At 42.8% G+C, this 18,870-nt stretch carries 14 protein-coding genes; 12 read left to right on the top strand and 2 right to left on the bottom strand.

Features of this window, described 5'->3' with window-relative positions; genetic code table 11:
• The first annotated feature begins 182 nt into the window (after nucleotides 1-182).
• A complete protein-coding gene (locus DW125_RS09240; protein ID WP_117537945.1) occupies nucleotides 183-710 on the top strand; it encodes a spore maturation protein in 528 nt (175 codons plus the stop codon).
• A gap of 182 nt (nucleotides 711-892) precedes the next feature.
• Here DW125_RS09240 and DW125_RS09235 read toward each other — a convergent pair whose 3' ends face one another.
• Nucleotides 893-1,537, bottom strand: a complete 645-nt coding sequence (locus tag DW125_RS09235; protein ID WP_242992943.1) for a hypothetical protein — start codon at nucleotides 1,535-1,537, stop codon at nucleotides 893-895.
• Nucleotides 1,538-1,988: 451 nt separating this feature from the next.
• Here DW125_RS09235 and DW125_RS09230 point away from each other — a divergent pair, with 451 nt between their 5' ends.
• The 5 genes from DW125_RS09230 to DW125_RS09210 all read left to right on the top strand — a co-directional run bounded on the left by DW125_RS09230 (nucleotide 1,989) and on the right by DW125_RS09210 (nucleotide 8,666).
• A complete protein-coding gene (locus tag DW125_RS09230) occupies nucleotides 1,989-3,359 on the top strand; it encodes a Wadjet anti-phage system protein JetA family protein (protein ID WP_117537944.1) in 1,371 nt (456 codons plus the stop codon).
• Nucleotides 3,356-4,000, top strand: a complete 645-nt coding sequence (locus DW125_RS09225) for a DUF4194 domain-containing protein (RefSeq protein ID WP_117537943.1) — start codon at nucleotides 3,356-3,358, stop codon at nucleotides 3,998-4,000. The genes DW125_RS09230 and DW125_RS09225 overlap by 4 nt, the downstream gene beginning before the upstream one ends.
• Entirely contained in the window at nucleotides 3,951-7,319 is a 3,369-nt protein-coding gene (locus DW125_RS09220) for an ATP-binding protein (protein ID WP_117537942.1), read from the top strand. The genes DW125_RS09225 and DW125_RS09220 overlap by 50 nt, the downstream gene beginning before the upstream one ends.
• A gap of 100 nt (nucleotides 7,320-7,419) precedes the next feature.
• Nucleotides 7,420-8,241: a glutamate racemase gene (gene murI, locus DW125_RS09215; protein WP_021860583.1), complete on the top strand. Its 822-nt coding sequence runs from the start codon at nucleotides 7,420-7,422 to the stop codon at nucleotides 8,239-8,241.
• A 236-nt stretch (nucleotides 8,242-8,477) separates the two neighbouring features.
• Nucleotides 8,478-8,666, top strand: coding sequence for a DUF7336 domain-containing protein (locus tag DW125_RS09210; protein WP_117537941.1), 189 nt, complete (start codon nucleotides 8,478-8,480; stop codon nucleotides 8,664-8,666).
• Nucleotides 8,667-8,796: 130 nt separating this feature from the next.
• Here the strand turns inward: DW125_RS09210 and DW125_RS09205 are convergent, their stop codons facing one another.
• Nucleotides 8,797-10,590, bottom strand: coding sequence for a DUF885 domain-containing protein (locus tag DW125_RS09205; RefSeq protein ID WP_117537940.1), 1,794 nt, complete (start codon nucleotides 10,588-10,590; stop codon nucleotides 8,797-8,799).
• 683 nt (nucleotides 10,591-11,273) lie between these two features.
• Here DW125_RS09205 and metG point away from each other — a divergent pair.
• The 6 genes from metG (at nucleotide 11,274) to DW125_RS09175 (ending at nucleotide 18,865) form a co-directional block, all read left to right on the top strand.
• Nucleotides 11,274-13,241, top strand: a complete 1,968-nt coding sequence (metG, locus tag DW125_RS09200) for a methionine--tRNA ligase (protein WP_278336572.1) — start codon at nucleotides 11,274-11,276, stop codon at nucleotides 13,239-13,241.
• 98 nt (nucleotides 13,242-13,339) lie between these two features.
• Nucleotides 13,340-14,326 carry a diaminopimelate dehydrogenase gene (locus DW125_RS09195; RefSeq protein ID WP_021860591.1) on the top strand — a complete coding sequence of 329 codons (987 nt, stop codon included), beginning with the start codon at nucleotides 13,340-13,342 and terminating at the stop codon, nucleotides 14,324-14,326.
• Nucleotides 14,327-14,330: 4 nt separating this feature from the next.
• Complete coding sequence (locus DW125_RS09190; protein ID WP_117537992.1) at nucleotides 14,331-15,098, top strand: TatD family hydrolase; 768 nt, start codon at nucleotides 14,331-14,333, stop codon at nucleotides 15,096-15,098.
• Between the two features lie 379 nt (nucleotides 15,099-15,477).
• Entirely contained in the window at nucleotides 15,478-16,365 is an 888-nt protein-coding gene (gene rsmA, locus DW125_RS09185) for a 16S rRNA (adenine(1518)-N(6)/adenine(1519)-N(6))-dimethyltransferase RsmA (RefSeq protein WP_021860593.1), read from the top strand.
• Between the two features lie 179 nt (nucleotides 16,366-16,544).
• Nucleotides 16,545-17,915, top strand: a complete 1,371-nt coding sequence (locus tag DW125_RS09180; protein WP_021860594.1) for a citrate/2-methylcitrate synthase — start codon at nucleotides 16,545-16,547, stop codon at nucleotides 17,913-17,915.
• Nucleotides 17,916-17,935: 20 nt separating this feature from the next.
• A complete protein-coding gene (locus DW125_RS09175) occupies nucleotides 17,936-18,865 on the top strand; it encodes an alpha/beta fold hydrolase (RefSeq protein WP_117537939.1) in 930 nt (309 codons plus the stop codon).
• The last annotated feature ends 5 nt before the right edge of the window (nucleotides 18,866-18,870 follow it).

The raw sequence follows: 18,870 nt of genomic DNA, 5'->3' as shown, positions 1-18,870 counted from the left end.
AAAGTATTCCGGAATAAAAAAATAAGAATTTATAAAGAAAAACAGCCATACAGTAATAGTATAGAAATATTGGTATAGGATTAGGGGAGTAAAAAAGGAACGATATGCAAGTATCATAGCTGTTGTTTTTTGACATTTTGATTAGAAAGAACAAAAATATATGCTAAATGGAGAATCTGGAAATGAAATGGTTTCTTATCGTGTCGGATCTGCTGATTCCGATGATCATTCTTGGAATTTTATGCTATGGAATCCTGCAGCAGGTTGCGGTTTATGATGTATTTGTAAAAGGCGCGAAAAGCGGTTTTCTGACTGTGGCGAAAATCATACCGACAATGGTAGGACTTATGGTGGCAGTCGGAATCTTGAGGGCTTCAGGCTTGCTGACTTGTCTGTCGAAAGAAATCGGAAAGTTTACGAAATGGATTGGCTTTCCGGGCGAATTGGTGCCGCTTACAGTTGTAAAGATGTTTTCTTCTTCGGCAGCAACCGGTTTGCTATTAGATATTTATAAGGAATTTGGGACAGATTCGAGAAACGGATTAATTGCGTCCATCAGCATGGCAAGTACCGAAACGATTTTCTATACAATGAGTGTGTATTATATGACAGCAAAAGTTACAAAGACGAGGTACACACTGACTGGTGCATTGCTTGCAACTTTCGCCGGTCTTGCAGCAAGTGTGATACTTGCGGGAGCGATGTTGTGATTATTGACAGAGACGAGATACGCTTTTTCATATCTCGCTCTGATTAGAGGCCGTCAAATGCACCTGCATAAATGCGTGCATTTTCCTCGTAGCTATAACAAAATCCGACCTGGAAATTCCAGACCGGATCATATAGTAAAATTGATTTTAAGTTAAATACAAAATAAATATGAAACAGATAGCTATTTAGTATCTTTATTTTTACGATCGCTCTTATCTTTTGGATTCTTCATGATCCAGAAAGCGCCAATAATGCCGACAATATAAAGGATGCTTAAAAGGATTGTCGGATTGTCTTTTAAAAGATAAGTAACTGCAATGACAGCGGCAAGTGAAAGTAAAAGCTGAACCAGTGTGAAAATGCGTTTTTCGCGTTTCTCTTTTGCCTGTTGTAAAAGTTCCATGCGATGCTGTTCTAACCGGAGATATTCCATCAGATCCTCGTCTTTGATGTGGGAAAGAATCCACTGATCTCTGGAAAAATTATCGGAAGGATCGTCAATCGTGCGATAATGAGCTGATCCTGTAGTGTCTGAATTTATAGAGTCTGCATTTATAGAGTCTGCATTTGTAGTGTTTGTATTTGTAGTATCTGCATTTGCAGTGTCTGCATTTGTAGTGTCTGCATTTGTAGTGTTTGCATTTACAGAATCATTTTTCATGGAATCTGTCTTAACGGAATCTGAATTTTCAGCAGCAGAAGTTTTCTCCTCAGTTTCTTTTGTAGCATTTTCATTTCCTGTATTTTTCTCAAAAGGAGTTACTACATTTTCAGTGGTGTTATTCTTTTGCTCTTCGGTTGTTTCTTTCATGATTGTTTCAGCCATGTCTGTTCCTCCATTTTATAACGTACGTGGCAGGTCTCAAAGTGTGTCATCCGTCTCTGAACAAGTTCAGATGGATACCGCCTTTTGCACACTTATATATAATCCCATCGGATTGCTGCGTACTGCGTACTCTCGCGTCTACGCTCCGCTTCGGTCGGCGCTAAGCATGTGTCGCTGGCACATAGCGCCCGCCCCGCTATTCGCATATCGTGGAGCTTACGCTCCTCTTACATGCTCATAACGTGGCAGGTCTCAAAGTGTGTCATCCGTCTCTGAACAAGTTCAGACGGATGACACACTTTTATCCCTTGGTATTATATACATTATGACAGGAAAAATAGAACATTGCAATGGAAGCCGGAAACATTTATACTAAATGATGGATTTTAGTTGTTGTTTGCAGATGGTTTGTGGGCAATAACGGATTTGGATTATAAAATGGAGAAAACAGATGCAATTAAGAAATGAAATCCCGGACACGTTCTGGAGTTTATTCCGTTCGGTGAACCGGGACATTTATATTGAAGCACTGTTGTGCATCAATGAAGAATATCAATATAATAATTATTTCCTGACGAGGGAAGTGTGTATCCAAGTGCTGGGGGACATGAATGCGAGAAAGCGGTTCAAGCTCCAGTGGGAGGAAAATGAGACAGAGTTCGATATGCTGGAGACGCCATCGTCGAGGATTCTGAACTGGCTTTTGAAGACCGGATGGCTGAAGCGGATTGAAGATTATCAGACGTTGGTTACGAACATTGTCATTCCGGATTATTCGGCTGTTTTTATTGAGGCATTTGAGCGGCTGTCTTCAGAAGATATGCAGGACACGGAAATCTATATCCAGAATGTGTATGCAACATTATTTTCTTTTAAGAACGACAGCAGGGCGAACCTCGGAATGCTGCGGACGGCGCTTGTCAACACGAAGCGTCTGAATAAAGCTTTGCAGGATATGCTTCATAATATGGATAAATTTTTTGCAAGACTTCTGGAGCAGAATAATTATGAAGATCTGCTGCGGGAACATCTGGATGGATATGTGGAAGAAATCGTACAGAAGAAATACCACATTTTGAAAACATCGGATAACTTCTATATTTATAAGATGGATATTAAAAAATGTCTACGCGACATGCGGGAAGATGAAGAATGGATAGAAGAGATCCGTACCCGGGCGGCGCAGATGGGTGATACGAAAGATGATGTGTTGGATCTTCTGGATCAGATCGAGCGTGGATTTGATGACATTGAGCACCGGATCGCCAATATGGATAAAGAGCATGCGAAATATGTGCGTGCGACAGTGACGAGACTTAACTATCTGTTAAGTGGTGAGACGGATACGAAAGGTCTGGTCGTGCAGCTCTTGAACCGCATGTCCCAAACGGAGGATGCGCAGGAACAGGATGCGATGATCCGTGAAACCGGGGAGCGGATGAATCTCTCGCTTTTGGAAATTCTTTCGGAGAAATCGCTGTATAAGAGACGGAGACCAAGAACGGATTTTATCAGTAAAATGGCGCCGGATCAGGCACTGCCGGATCTTGATAAAGATGATGTACTCAAGCTAAACCGGATTCAGATGCGCTACAGCAGAAGCCAGATTGAGGAATTTATTGAGTCTTATATGGACGGAGAAGTAATGAACGCTTCCAAGATTTCGCTGATGGATGAAGAGGCGTTTGAGAAACTGATTCTTGCTTACGATTACAGTACAAGAAAGAACAGTAAATATATGGTGCTGGAGGAAGAACCGGATCAGATTGAAAATGGTTCTTATAAATATCCGGCACTCAAATTTGTAAGGAGACGCTTATGATCGAATATTTTGAACAACTTTCGCAGGAAGAGCAGGAAGAAATAACAGAAGTTATCCAGATTCTGTACCGACAGACCTTTGTTCTGGAGCGGAAATTTGATAAAAGACAGGGACGCATGGTTCCGGTGAGAGAATATCGTGTGTTGAGCAAACATCTGGAATTTATCCGTGCCTACTTCAAAGTGGCAGGAATTACTTTGCGGGAAAATACGCATATGGGTGTGATTTACATTCAGGGCGAACAGCTCTGGGGTGAGAAATTATCGCGGCTTGCGACGATTTATCTGCTTGTTCTGAAACTGATTTACGATGAGCAGATGGAGACGGTTTCTTCGAGCAGCCACATTGTGACAACGGTTGGCGCATTAAACGGTAAAGCCGGCGAGTTCCGCGTGCTACGCGGTCTGCCGTCACCGACCGAAATGCGCAGAACGATTGCACTTTTAAAAAAATACCAGATCATAGAACCGCTTGATGTTCTGGAAGAATTAAACGAAGAGACGAGACTGGTCATTTACCCATGCATTCATACGGTACTTCTGGGCGATGACCTGCGGGCATTATTAGAGACATTCAGTGAGGAGGATACTATTGGAGACGAAACAACCATTCAAAATACTGTCGAAGATCTGTCTGAATAACTGGCATTACATTGATCAGAAAATACTGACATTCAGTGAAGGAATCAATTTCTTCACCGGACATTCGGGAAGTGGAAAATCAACCGTGATTGACGCGATGCAGATTGTATTATATGCAAATACAGACGGACGTGGATTTTTTAATAAAGCGGCAGCAGATGATTCCGACCGTTCCCTCATTGAATATTTGCGTGGAATGGTCAACATTAATGAACACAATGAATTTCAGTATCTGAGAAATCAGAATTTTTCCAGCACGATCGTACTGGAATTAGAGCAGAGTGATACAAAAGAAAAGCAGTGTATCGGTGTTGTGTTTGACGTAGATACGGCGACAAATGATATCAGCAGACTGTTTTTCTGGCACATGGGAGGTCTTCTTAATAATAATTACCGTACCACATCCAGATGCCTGACGACGATGGAAATGCGTGAATATTTACAGCGTTCTTTCCCGGCGGAGCAGTTTTACTGTGGACCGAGCAATGAGAGATTCCGCCGCCAGATGTATGATATTTATCTTGGCGGACTGGATGCGGAGAAATTCCCACGGCTTTTCAAACGTGCGATTCCATTTAAAATGAATATTAAACTGGAAGATTTTGTGAAAGAATATATTTGCATGGAGCAGGATATTCATATAGAAGACTTGCAGGAAAGCGTTATGCAGTATGCGAGAATGCGAAGCAAGATCGAGGAGACATTGAACGAAATTCAAAAGTTGCAGGATATCCATGGCAGATATGAAGCATTTCAGGAGAAAGAAAAAGAAGTTCTTTTATGTACTTATCAGATCGACCGCCTGGAAATGCTGAAGCTGGAAGGACAGATCCAGGCCTGCATGGATAAGGAAAAAGTGCGCAAAGAAGGCACCGGTGAGCAGAAAGCAATTTTATCGTTGCTTAAGAAAGAAGAAGTTGAACTGCAGAAACAGTATGAAGAGATTATTTTAAGAATTGCGAACAGCGGATATGCAAATCTGGAAGCTGAACTTGCGGCGGTAAATGAGACACTGGAACATTTACAGACGAGCCAGGGAAAATGGCAGCAGATCAGTGAACGGCTGGAAGCATGGAAAGAGCAGGATGTGGTTTCCAACCAGATGCTCTGGGACATGGAAAAGTTTACAAAAGGAACGATTATGGCAGAAGAGCTGGAGCGTCTGCAGGAGAGCTTTGGCGAAGTCCGCGAGGAACTGGAAGAGCAGAGACAGGAAGCACAGATGTCGCTCCGCAAAGTGAAGAAAGAAGAGAAAGAGGCAAGAGAAGAGTTAAAAGAGCTGAAACAGGGAAAGAAAGCTTATCCGAAAGAGCTGGAGGAAGCAAGATATGAGTTGCGCAACCGCCTACATGAGAAGTGCGGAAAGTTTGTAAATGTGCAGATCCTTGCTGACCTTCTCGATGTGAAAGACGAGACATGGCACAATGCTGTCGAAGGTTATCTTGGCAACAACAAGCTGCTTCTGATCGTGGAACCGAAGTATGCAAAAGAAGCGATGGAACTGTATGAACAGATGGATCGGAAGAAATACCACCGCGTGTCCATTCTCGATACAGAAAAAGTGGTGGCAGGCGCAGGCAAGGATGGCTATGCAGTCAAAGATAACGGACTTGCAAAAGAAGTGAAAGCGAAAGAAGCATATGTGCAGGATTATATTGATTTCTTCCTTGGAAATGTAGAAAAATGTGATTCCGTAGAACAGCTCCGTAACTGCAAGATCGGTGTGACACCGGACTGTGTATTGTATCATAGTTTCCGTTTGCAGCATATGAATCCGGATCAGTACACAAGAAGAGCGTACATCGGTGAGACGAGTATGCGTCAGCGTGTCCGCCAGCTGGAAGAGCGTTGTGAGAAACTGGTAGAAGAACGCATGCCGCTGCAGGAATTATTAGAAGAGATCAAGAAGACCATGCAGTTGGAAATGCTCTCCCAGCCGGCAGAAGAATATCTTACTTTGCAGGCAGATGCAGAGAAGATTACAGAGCGTGAGAAACGGAAAAGTCAGCTTGTAAAACAGATGCAGCAAATGAAAGAAACGTCTGTGGATGCTTGGGAGCAGGAAAAAGAAGACATCCGTAAGAAACAGGATGTAAAGAAGGCACAGATCACGGAAGTGCAGGAAGCAATCTGGAAGCAGACGCAGGAAATGCAGCAGTTGCAGGAAGAACGTCTCCATGCGGAAGAAGCGCTGCTTGTGCAGAAACAGAAAATGGAACAGAGCAAATGGGATGACGCTTACGAACAGGAATTTCAGGAATATCTTGCAGGCAGACGCTCGGAAAATTATGAATATTTACAGAAACAGAAGATTGCTTCACGGTATCCGAAGATGGATGAGCGGGAAGAGGCTTATCAGAAGCTGGTAGAAGAAAGAAGTACTTATCTCAGAAGTTATGCGAACCGGACATTTTCTGCGACAAACAGAGACAATGAAGCATATGACAGACTGCTGGATGAGCTGCAGTGTGAAGAATTAGAGACATTTAAGGATGCAGCAAAAGATCAGGCAAGGGCAGCAGTAGAGCATTTCAAAGACGATTTTATTTTTAAGATCCGCAGTGCCATAAGAGAAGCTTATCAAAGACAGGATGAGCTGAACCGCATTATCAGTAAGCTTGATTTCGGTAAAGATAAATACCAGTTTGTCATTACGAAGAACAAAGGACCGGACGGAAAATATTATAAAATGTTCATGGATGATTCGCTCCAGATCCATCCGGCGTCACTGGATGATGGTATGGAAAATCAGATGAATCTTTTCACGATGGAGCATGAGGAGCAGTACGCGGATCTGATGGATGAGTTGATCAGTATTTTCCTGCCGCCGGAGAATGCAACACCGGAAGAGCTAGAAGAAGCGAAGAAAAATATGGACAAATATGCAGATTACAGAACGTATTTATCCTTCGATATGCAGCAGATCGTGCATGGCGAAAAAGACATGAAAATCGGCTTGAGCAAAATGATCAAGAAAAACTCCGGCGGAGAAGGGCAGAACCCGCTGTATGTGGCACTTCTCGCCAGCTTTGCACAGCTCTATCGGATCAACCTGTCTCCGAAAATGCACCGCAACCCGACGATCCGTCTCGTTGTGCTGGACGAAGCATTTTCCAAGATGGACGCTGAGAAAGTGGCAAGCTGTATTTCGCTGATCCGCGGACTTGGATTTCAGGCGATCATCAGTGCTACGAATGACAAGATCCAGAATTATCTGGAGAATGTCGATAAGACATTTGTCTATGCCAATCCGAATAAACGGCACATTTCCATCCAGGAGTTTGAGAAGTGCGATTTCGATGAGTTGGTTGAGGAGTAAGTGCCTGTGATCAGGTGGCGAACATTTTCGCTGAGTATGGAAATCCGAACTCGAGTGTGATATGATAGTTAGCATATAATGAAATCAAGGGAGTATGATTATGAGTCAAGAGATTACAAATACAGCACCGATCGGAGTGTTTGATTCTGGTGTCGGCGGGCTGACGGTAGCGCGGGAGATCATGCGTCAGCTTCCAAATGAAAATATCGTCTATTTCGGAGATACGGCGCGTGTGCCATACGGAAGTAAATCCAAGGATAACATTATCCGGTTTTCCAGACAGATCATCCGTTTCTTAAAGACGAAAAATGTAAAGGCAGTTGTAATCGCCTGCAACACAGCAAGTGCGCTTGCGTTGGAAACTGTGCAGAAAGAAACAGATCTTCCAATTCTCGGCGTAATTGTTCCGGGAGCGAGAGCTGCTGTGCAGGAGACAAGAAATAACTGCATCGGAATCGTCGGAACCGAAGCGACGATCCGAAGCGAGACCTATAACAAAGAGATCCATAAACTGAATCCGGATATCAAGGTTATCGGGAAACCATGCCCGCTGTTCGTACCGCTGGTAGAAGAGGGATTTGCAAAACACAGCATTACAAAAGAAGTCATCGACATTTACCTGTCTGAGATGAAGAAAACAGATATTGATACGATGATCTTAGGCTGTACTCACTATCCGCTTCTGCGCTCCAGCATCCGGGAATATTTCGGAGAGAGCGTACATATTGTCAATCCGGCATATGAGACAGCCATGGATCTTAAGAAAGTGCTGGCAGAGAGCGGAATGGCGAATCCGTCTGAAGGAGAAGCGTCTTATGAGTTCTATGTCAGTGATGCGGCGGAGAAATTTACGAAATTCGCCGATTCGATCCTGCCTTATGATGTGACGACCACGAAGGAAGTCAATATCGAGGAATATTAAACAAAATTAAAAAAATTTATAAAAAAGTGTCACGAAATACCGTTTCCGATTGTTACTTATAGTAGAGCAGTAGGAGCGGTATTTTTTACAATTTTTTCAATAAAATTATAAAAAATTGTAACAAAAACAGAGTTTCAAACGTTGTAGTAGAAATGAAGAAACATTTACAGGAAACTTATGGAATTTCGGATATGAATTTAAAAGCAATTAGGCTTAATGAGATGGAGTGATGATTTATGTATGTATATCAGTTGACACATGTGAGAGGTGTAGAGATTAAAGTGATAGGTTACTTCGGAAGCTGGAAGAAAGCGCAGCAGGTGATGAAGAAATATCGTTCACAGGTACAAGGATTTAAAGACTATCCGCGGTGTTTCAAGATTAAGAAACTGCGAGTCAATCAGGATGATTTTTATTATGGATAAGAAGAACTATGTTCAGATGAAGAACGATGGACGGAAAAATTTCACACAGAATGACATACGGTTTAAACTGGATTGTTGAGATCAATGCAAGGGGATTTTACAATGGAGTAAAATCCCCTGCCAGATTAGATTAATTGTTGGCTGATAATGTAAAACCACGCAAAATCTCAAACGGCGCAGGTCCGATATCCAATACCGCTTTATGAAAACGTTGCTGCGAGAAGTGAGAATCCCATTTCTCGACGGCAGCTTTTTTTAATTCCAGAAATTCCAGAAAACCGACATAGTATTTCAGATAATTCGCTGGATCGGAAATGATGAGGTCATAAATTTCCCGGATGGAATCGGTGTCGGTAATGCCGTGGCTCCGGAAAAATGTTGTTGTCTCCGAAAGTCCCCATCCTTCGTGGTGGATACCGATGTCGGCAAGGCTGTAGAGACCTAAAATGAGAGAAGTATTTTTTTGCGCCATGGCTGCATACGTTTTATCGACAGGCGCATAGTAGTAGCTCAGCATTTCGCAGTAGGTCGCCCAGCCTTCGGTGTAGCCGCCGAAGCTGAAAATTGTGCGGATAGGATCTGGTTTTCTGGCGGCAAAATAAGTCGTCTGGTAGAGATGACCGGGATAGCCTTCATGCGCCAGCGTGGTGTAAAGGGACAGGTCATCCGGCAGATGCCCGCGGTTCAGATAAATTGTATTATTTTTTGTATCGTCAATGGCAGGAATCATATAAAAAGCCGGGCTTAAATATTCCTCCATTTCTTTATCTACATATTTGATCGTAATCTCGGTTTTGGCTGCTTTCGGAAAATCCTTTTTAATTTTCTGCTGCAAAGAAGCGAGAATGGAGTGCGGGTTGGTGTCGGAAAGTTTTGTCCCCTGCGTTTTGTAGAGATCGGAAGACGGGGATGAATTGGAAATATAATATTTTTTCAGCCCGGCAAGATCTTCTCTCATCTGGCGGATGATCAGGCTTTTTAATTCGGAAATGCTGCGGGAAGAACCGGTTTCTTCGGCAACGAGATGTTCATAATAACCGGCACCGCCCGGGTACTGGCAGAGACCACCTGTGTATTTTCCATTTCCAAGCAGATTTTGCAGACCTTTGATCAGATTCTGGTAGGCGGGAAAAACATATTTTTTTAGCCCGGATTCATTTTTCTGTATGCACTTGATCCGCTCTTTTTTCGAGAGAGACAGCTTGGAAATCCGTGCCTGGAATGTTGAGTAAAGATAATTATTTTCCTGTAAATTTAAAAATGACTCACATTCTTTTATGATCGCCTGCACCTGTGAGTCAGACATGAATAATCCGCGTTTTGCTTTGTTCGTTTCAAATTGTATTAATGAGTCGAAATACGCCGGAGTTTCGGCGAGCAATTTAAAATAAGTTTCGATATCATCACGCGTGTGAAACTGATATTCAGACAGCAGAACCGGAAACTGTGCCTGCACACCGGTCAGCGAGGACAGCGGTTCTTCATACCACTGGTAATTGGCATTTTGTTTTGCGGATTGGAAGGAATATTGCAAAATGTCGTAAGTAATCTGATTTTCAGAGGATAATTTTCTGCGATTAAAAGTATGTAGGCGGGAAAGTGCATTTTCCGCGGCGGCACAGGACGCTTCCGGATCGATATTGTAAGAGCCAAGCGATATGTCCTCTTCCTGTATGCCGTAAGCGGACGGATTTTTTAAAGTATAATGCAGCGAAAGCGTGTTACCGGATAATTCCTGCCGGAACAGCTCATGCGTGTAAGTGCGAAATTTGGAATTTGCGGTCTTGACCGGAGCGGAAAAAGACAGGGACTGCGGCAGCAATTGAGACAGGGATGCAGGCAATAAATGCAGCGCGAGCCATGCGGTAATAATTATAATGGGAATAAAGAAATAGAAACGTTTACGGAATAGTTGTCGGAACATAAGAAACCTTTCGGAAGGAAGACATTATTACTAGAGTATATGCAGAGGAAGGGGAGAATATCTTTTAACCTTTTTAATCGTTAATCGTCTCAATGACTTGACATAGGCACGCTGATTATGCTACGATTTCATGTATTGGAAATATGTTAATCATATGAGCAAACACAGTGAAGAAGAGAGTACATTTTCCGTACATTTTACAGAGAAGTTCCGGCAGGCTGAGAGGAACAGATGAAGGAAGATGGAAGATGGCTTCGGAGTGGGATGGCTGAGCCGCGAGGTTAGGTCATGAAGGGACCGCCCTTTACAGCGGGAGGTGTTACATGCACCCGGTAAGGCTGCTGTCGTGAGGCAGAAGCGAACAGAAGTGGTAACGCGGGATATCCCGTCTTCTCTGATTTTTCAGTTTTTGAAAAATTGGAGATTTTTTTTTACCAAGGTCATAAGTCATGCCGTCACACTGTGCTTGCACAAGGGTGACGGCATGACTTCATGACCTGCCCCGCAATGAGGATAAAAGCATGGCGAAAGCCATGTGATATCCGAATTGCGGGTAGGATTGCGGGAGTGCGAAAGCACGGAGCAATCCGAAGGTAAAAAAAATGTTGAAGTCATCCATCGCATTGCGGGAGTGCGAAAGCACGGAGCAATCCGAAGGTAAAAAAAGTTGAAGTCGTCACACTGTGCTTGCACAAACTCATAATTATCTAAAAGCAAAAGGAGAGGAAAACATGGACAAACCAAAATATTATATTACAACAGCGATTGCCTATACTTCCGGCAAACCGCACATTGGTAATACTTACGAGATCGTACTCGCAGATGCGATCGCAAGATATAAGAGAAGTCAGGGCTATGATGTATTTTTCCAGACAGGAACAGACGAGCATGGTCAGAAGATCGAGTTAAAGGCAGAAGAAGCAGGTATTTCACCAAAAGAATACGTTGACAAAGTTGCCGGAGAAGTAAAAGAAATCTGGGATCTGATGAACACTTCTTATGATAAATTTATCCGTACAACAGATGAAGATCATGAGAAACAGGTACAGAAGATTTTCAAGAAATTATACGATCAGGGAGACATTTACAAAAGCTCTTATGAAGGACTTTACTGTACACCATGTGAGTCTTTCTGGACAGAATCCCAGTTAGTAGATGGCAAATGCCCGGACTGCGGAAGAGAAGTAAAACCGGCAAAAGAAGAAGCTTATTTCTTCAAAATGAGTAAATATGCAGACCGCCTGATCGAGCATATCAATACACATCCGGAATTCATCCAGCCGGTAGCAAGAAAAAATGAAATGATGAACAACTTCCTTCTTCCGGGATTGCAGGATCTGTGTGTATCCAGAACTTCGTTCTCATGGGGAATCCCGGTAGATTTCGATCCGAAACATGTTGTTTATGTATGGCTGGATGCGCTGACAAACTATATCACAGGAATCGGTTATGACTGCGACGGAAATAATTCTGAGCGCTTTAATAAATATTGGCCGGCGGATTTGCATCTGATCGGTAAAGATATCATTCGTTTCCATACTATTTACTGGCCGATTTTCCTGATGGCTCTTGGTGTGCCGCTTCCGAAACAGGTATTCGGACATCCGTGGTTATTACAGGGTGACGGTAAGATGAGTAAATCCAAGGGAAATGTATTATATGCAGATGAACTGGTAGATTTCTTTGGCGTAGATGCGATCCGTTATTTTGTACTGCATGAGATGCCATTCGAAAATGACGGAGTCATTTCCTGGGATCTGCTCGTAGAGCGTATTAACTCTGATCTTGCAAATACATTAGGAAATCTGGTAAACAGAACGATTTCCATGACAAATAAATATTTCGGCGGCGTTGTTACAAATAAAAATGTGACATTAGATGAAGAAGGTGCTGCAATCGATGCAGATCTGAAAGCAGTTACAGAGAACACACCGAAGAACGTTGATGTGAAGATGAATGACTTGCGTGTAGCAGATGCAATCACAGAGATTTTCACACTCTTCAAACGCTGTAACAAATACATCGATGAAACAATGCCTTGGGCACTGGCAAAAGAAGAAGACAAGAAAGACCGTCTTGAAACTGTTCTTGCAAATCTGATCGAAAGTATCAAGGTTGGTGCAGGATTACTTTCATCCTTCATGCCGGAAACAGCAGAGAAAATCTTCGCACAGTTAGGTGACGGAAAAGTTACAGACAAGCCGGAGATTCTGTTCGCAAGACAGGACATCAACGAAGTGATGAAGAGAGTAGAAGAACTGCATCCACATGTAGAAGAGAAAGAAGAAGTTTCTGACGAGGAAGTGATTGATATCGAAGCAAAACCAGAGATCACATTTGAAGATTTCGGTAAAATGCAGTTCCAGGTAGGAGAAATCATTTCCTGCGAAGAAGTGAAGAAATCCAAAAAACTTCTCTGCTCACAGGTGCGTGTCGGAAGCGAAGTAAAACAGATTGTTTCCGGAATCAAAGCACATTATAGTGCAGAAGAGATGGTCGGCAAGAAAGTTATGGTACTTGTAAACTTAAAACCGGCAAAACTTGCAGGCGTATTATCTGAAGGAATGTTACTCTGTGCAGAAGACGCCAATGGCAATCTGGCACTTGTATCACCAGAAAAAGATATGCCGGCAGGTGCTGAAATCTGTTAATATTTAATTGGGGACGGGGATTTTCTCGAAAAGCCCCGTCCCCAATTAAATTATCCCACGGATGTGGATAAATAAAATGTGGAAAAGGAGACAGAATTGTGGAAAAAATTAGAATTGGTATTGTAGGATATGGAAATATTGGACGTGGTGTAGAACAGGCAATCGCGCGTAACGATGATATGGAACTGAAGGCTGTATTCACAAGAAGAGATCCGAAGACAGTTTCTATTAAAACAGAAGGCGCAGAAGTAAAACATTTTGATGATATGGTATCTATGAAAGAAGATATCGATGTTATGGTTCTGTGTGGTGGTTCTGCAACAGATCTGCCGGTTATGGGACCGGAAGTTGCTAAGAACTTCTGTACTATTGACAGTTTTGACACACACGCAAAGATTCCGGAGTATTTTGCAAATGTGGATGCTGCAGCAAAAGCAGGAAATAATGTAAGTATTATTTCTGTTGGCTGGGATCCGGGAATGTTCTCACTGAACCGTCTGTATGCAGAATCCATTCTGGTACAGGGAAGCACTTATACTTTCTGGGGAAAAGGTGTCAGCCAGGGACACTCTGATGCAATCCGCCGTATTGAAGGTGTAAAAAATGGTATCCAGTATACTGTACCGATCGAGGATGCAGTAGAGAAAGTAAGAACCGGAAGTGAGCCGGAGCTGACAACAAGAGACAAACATCTTCGTGAGTGTTATGTTGTTCCGGAAGAGGGAGCTGACTTAAAAGCAATCGAAGAGGCAATCAAGACAATGCCAAACTACTTCGATGAGTATGATACAACTGTAACATTTATCACAGAAGAAGAGTTAAAGAAAAATCACAGTAAGATGCCACACGGTGGTTTTGTTATCCGCAGCGGAGAGACAGGAACAGAAGGAAATAAACACGTGATCGAATATTCTCTGAAATTGGATTCCAACCCGGAATTTACAGCAAGTGTTCTGATCTGTTATGCAAGAGCAGCTTACAGACTTTCCAAAGCCGGAGAGAGCGGAGCAAAATCTGTATTTGACATCGCACCGGCAATGCTGTCACAGAAGACACCGGAAGAACTCAGAAAAGAGTTACTGTAAGATGATGATTTTTGATACGCATGCGCACTATGATGATGAGCAGTTTGACGTAGACAGAGAAGAATTGCTGATGTCCATGGAAGAAAATGGTGTCGGCACGATCGTCAATGTGTCGGCAACTTATGAGTCCTGTGCACGTGTGACAGAAATGGTGAAAAAATATCCGTTTATGTATGCCGCAGTCGGCGTACATCCGGATGAAGTCGGTGCGCTGGATGAAGAGAAATTTGTACGGATGGAAGCGCTTTTGGATCAGAAAAAGGTTGTTGCCGTCGGCGAGATTGGACTGGATTATTACTGGGATCATGAATCTCATGATCTGCAGAAAGAATGGTTTATCCGTCAGCTTGAACTTGCACGTAAGCATAATCTTCCGGTGTTGATCCACAGCCGGGAAGCTGCGGCAGATACGATGGAGATCATGAAGGGGCATGCGCAGGGGTTAAATGGTGTGATTCACTGCTACTCTTATTCTAAAGAAATGGCAAAAGAGTATGTGAAAATGGGCTTTTACATCGGCATCGGCGGTGTCGTTACTTTTAAAAATGCGAAAAAAGTAAAAGAGACAGTCGCGGAGATTCCGCTTACTTCAATCGTGCTGGAGACGGATTGCCCGTATCTTGCACCGGAGCCTTTCCGTGGCAAGAGAAACCAGTCTGCATATATCCAATATGTAGCGGAAAAGATCGCAGAGATCAAAGAGATCTCATATGAAGAAGTTGTTGCACAGACAGAGAAAAATGCACGTGCCATGTATGGTCTGGATGCATAAAGAATATGTACGCATTATGTATGGCCTGGATGCATAAAGAATATGTACGCATCAGGTATGGTCTGGATGCATAAAGAATATGCATGCGTCATGTATGGTCTGGACGTGTAAGACATTATTTGCAATGAATCAGCGATAGTGAACTTTATTAAGTACAAATAAATTAATTTTATGAAATCCAACCAGGAAATTCCCGGTTGGATTTTTGCTACCTGTTTTTCTGCATTTCTATATGTATTTCGCTATATTTTAATTTTTCCATATATTTTCGGAGTTTTCTTTATATTTTCTTAAGACTATTTTCGATTTTGGGTATATCATTAAGACAAAACTTATTGTATAATTAGAAAATACCTAAAATTCAGGGAGAAGTGAGAAAATGGCAAAACCAGATCTGGGAAATCCGCAGAATACAATTGAAGTATTACAGAAATATAAATTTAATTTTCAGAAGAAGTTCGGACAGAATTTTCTGATCGATACACATGTGCTGGATAAGATTATTTATTCCGCAGAGATTACAAAAGAAGACATGGTGCTGGAGATCGGACCGGGGATCGGAACGATGACACAATATCTGGCAGAGGCAGCCGGCAAGGTCATTGCGGTTGAGATCGATAAAAATCTGATTCCGATTCTTGCGGATACACTGCATGAATATGAAAATGTTCAGATTATCAACGAGGATGTTCTGAAGCTTGATATTGCGAAGATCGTAGAGGAGCAGAACGGAGGAAAACCGATTAAAGTGGTTGCGAATCTGCCATATTATATTACGACACCGATCATTATGGGACTTTTTGAAAATCATGTTCCGCTTCAGAGCATTACGGTCATGGTACAGAAGGAAGTGGCAGACCGTATGCAGACCGGACCGGGTAACAAGGATTACGGTGCTCTGTCACTGGCGGTGCAATATTATGCAGACCCGTACATTGTTGCAAATGTCCCACCGAACTGCTTCATGCCAAGACCGAAGGTAGGCTCAGCAGTCATCCGTCTGACAAGACATGCTGAACCTCCGGTGGAAGTAGAAGATGAGAAGCTGATGTTTGATATTATCAGAGCGTCTTTCAACCAGCGGCGGAAGACACTTGCCAATGGTTTGAAAAATGCAGGCAAATGGGATCTCCCGAAAGAAGTGATCGCAGAAGCAATCGAGACGTTAGGCAAAGGCGCAAGCGTCAGAGGAGAGGCACTATCACTGGAGGAATTTGCAAGACTGAGCAATGAAATTTATAATTATCTGCATAATCGTATATCGTGAAGCTTATGCTTCCTGTTTATGCTCATATCGGGGCGGGCCATTAAGTCATAAAATCACTCTGGTGTAATTGCATTGTGGTTTCTGACATCATATAAATGGTAAAAAACAATAAATTTGTTGCAGAAAAAAACAATTGTGGATTGAAAAACAAAGATATTAACAAAGAAAGGATGATGCGCATGGAGAAAAAAAACAAATATGCACTGTTCGAGATCACACCGGAGATTGAGCATTTCGCAGAACTGTGTGAGAAGAATACGACAATAGAAAAAGACCTGTACAGCAAATACGAAGTAAAACGCGGACTCCGTGATGTGAATGGAAAAGGAGTACTTGCCGGCCTTACTAATATTTCCGATGTCTGTGCGACTAAGATCGTGGACGGCAAAGAAGTTCCGTGTGCAGGTAATCTGTATTACCGTGGATATAACATCAAAGACTTGGTGCGTGGATTTTTAGAGGACGGACATTTTGGATTTGAAGAGATCGCATATCTGTTGTTGTTTGGCGAGCTTCCGAATATAAAAGAGTCGGAGATGTTCCATGAGACACTCGTAGAGCGCCGGACATTGCCGCCGACATTTGTGCGTGATGTCATTATGAAAGCGCCGAGCCAGGACATGATGAATACGCTGGCGAAATGTATTTTGAATCTGTATACTTACGACCGCAAAGCGGATGATACAAGTATCCCGAATGTATTAAGACAGTGTCTGAACCTGATCAGCCAGTTCCCGATGATGATGGTGTACGGCTATCATGCATATAATTACCGTATGGGCGATGACCTGTTTATTTACGCGCCATCACCGGATCTGTCTACTTCTGAAAATATTCTGATGATGCTCCGTGAGGATCGTAAATACACAGAACTGGAAGCGAAGCTCCTTGATATGGCTCTGGTTCTGCATATGGATCACGGCGGTGGTAATAACTCAACATTTACGACACACGTTGTAACTTCTTCCGGAACGGACACTTATTCAACGATGGCAGCAGCGATGGCTTCGTTAAAAGGACCAAAACACGGTGGTGCGAATATCAAAGTAACGAAGATGTTTGAAGACATGAAAGCGCATGTATCAGACTGGGAAGATGAAGATGAAGTACGTCAGTATTTAAATGATCTGCTGGAGAAGAAAGCATTTGACCAGAAAGGTCTGATCTACGGAATGGGACATGCAATCTATTCTGTTTCAGATCCGCGTGCAGACATTTTCAAAAAATTTGTAAAACAGCTTGCAGAGGAAAAAGGCTGTGAAAAAGAATACGGACTGTATGCGCTTGTAGAACGTCTGGCTCCGGAAGTGATCGCACAGAAGCGTAAGATTTACAAAGGTGTTAATGCCAATGTAGATTTTTACAGCGGACTGGTTTACAGTATGCTGGATCTTCCTCCGGCACTTTACACACCGATTTTTGCGGCGGCACGTATTGTCGGCTGGAGTGCACACCGTCTGGAAGAGTTAAAGAATGCGGATAAGATTATCCGTCCGGCGTATAAGCCACTGGCTTCCTACAAAGAATATGTAAAAATGGAAGATCGTTAGGAGAAGGAAGTTGATATAAAATGAAGAAAGATTTCAGCTTTTTAAGTGCAGAAGGGAGGACGCGCTCACATGGAATCATCTGGATTCCGGAAGGTGAAGTGCGTGCGATCCTCCAGATCTGTCACGGAATGGTAGAATATATAGACCGCTACGATGAATTTGCCAGATACTTAAACGGACATGGTTATCTTGTGATTGGGCACGACCATCTGGGACATGGAAAGACTGCAGCAAAGCCGGAAGAATACGGACATTTCCCGGAAGAATACGGTAACGATTATGTAATCGGAGATATCCACAGAGTCCGCAGAGTCGGTGAGAAGAATTATCCGGATCTACCATATTTTATGCTGGGACACAGTATGGGTTCATTTTTGCTTCGTCAGTATCTGACGATGTATGCTGATGGACTTGCCGGTGCGATCATCATGGGAACCGGTGAACACAGCATGGCGGAATTGAACATGGGGCAGAAGCTCTGCAAAGGGCTTGCGGCAGCAAGAGGCTGGCATTATCACAGCCCGCTTGTGCATAAGATGAGCGTTGGTAATTATAATAGGAAATTTCATCCGGCAGTAACAGCAACAGACTGGATCAGTTCAGATCTGGATGTGCGCAGAAAATACGAGAAAGATCCACTTTGCTCTTTCCAGTTTACGGTTGGCGGTTATTATCAGATGTTTGAAGGAATGAAAGTGCTTGCCCGCAAAGAGAGCATAGAGAAGATTTCGAAGGATTTGCCGATATTCTTTGTATCCGGTGCAGACGATCCGGTTGGAGATTTTGGAAAAGCAGTACAGAAAGTATATGACAAGTACAAGAATGCCGGATTTGAAAAAGTAGAGATGAAGCTGTATCAGGATGACAGGCATGAGATCCTGAATGAAACAGACCGCAGTCAGGTATTTGAAGATCTGTATTTATGGATGGAAGAAAATTTATCACTTTAATTAAG

Source organism: Dorea sp. AM10-31 (assembly GCF_003435815.1).
GTDB lineage: Bacteria > Bacillota > Clostridia > Lachnospirales > Lachnospiraceae > Dorea_D > Dorea_D hominis.
The sequence above is the reverse complement of the archived record's forward strand: the minus strand, read 5'-3'. Positions and strand labels throughout refer to the sequence as shown.